The sequence below is a fragment of the Emticicia sp. W12TSBA100-4 genome (assembly GCF_040253585.1).
In the GTDB taxonomy this organism is placed as follows: Bacteria; Bacteroidota; Bacteroidia; order Cytophagales; family Spirosomataceae; genus Emticicia.
Genome location: NZ_JBELAU010000058.1, coordinates 1 through 833 on the forward strand (window position 1 = coordinate 1; position 833 = coordinate 833).

The 833-nt window shown below is 32.1% G+C and carries 1 protein-coding gene; it reads right to left on the reverse strand.

The genetic code is table 11. From position 1 onward, the window contains the following. Nucleotides 1–759: IS982 family transposase (locus tag ABR854_RS25720; protein ID WP_350268727.1), on the reverse strand; the 759-nt coding region annotated here is incomplete at its 3' end. Nucleotides 760–833 lie beyond the last annotated feature (74 nt).

The following is an 833-nucleotide window of genomic DNA, read 5'->3' on the forward strand; positions in this document are numbered from 1 at the left end:
ATGGATATGTTTAGGTAATAAATCTGTTATCTGAGTAAAAGAGTTTTCGATTTGTTTGCGAACCATTTTTTTGTAAGCGACCTCGTAAGGAAAATCTTTTCTTTTAGAATTTGATTTACGAATTGGACGGAGTGTAATTTCATCACATTCGTACATAAAATCCTCAATTTCATAGTCATTATAGGCTTTATCTCCAAATAATTGGCTATTTTTAGGTAAATTTACTTGTGTAGATTGCAAGGCTGTTACATCCCCTGTTTCTCCACAAAAAATATCGAATTGTACAGGTACACCCTCTTTTGTAGTAATTACCTGAACTTTGAAACCATAGAAATATTCTTTTTTGCTTACGTTATAACCACGATACGATTCTCCTTGAATCAAACGGCAATAAGGAATCCTGATATTTCGGCAAACTGACACAGGAAATGTGTCAATAATATACTCTTGACTTAGATTAAGTTCTTTGATAGTTTGGCTTAAATGATTGAAAATCAATCGAATAGTATTTTCCAAACGTTTTAATCGCATGGAAAATACGCCTCTATCTATTCGATAAAAACCTTCATAACTTGCTAAAAAATCTAAGGCAGAAGCATAATTGCCATAAAATTTCTTGGCAGCTATGATGGCCGTTGTGATAACTTGGGCATCTGTAAATCGCCTTTGTTTATCATCCGATATCCTGATTTTTTTCAAAAAGTCATCTACAAAACAATAGATTATTAAGGTTTTTTCCGATAGTGTTTCTGTTTGCATAATAATTTCGATTTGGTATCTCAAAGTTATTACACAGAAGCCTATCGGAAATTATAGGTTACAACTTAAATTAT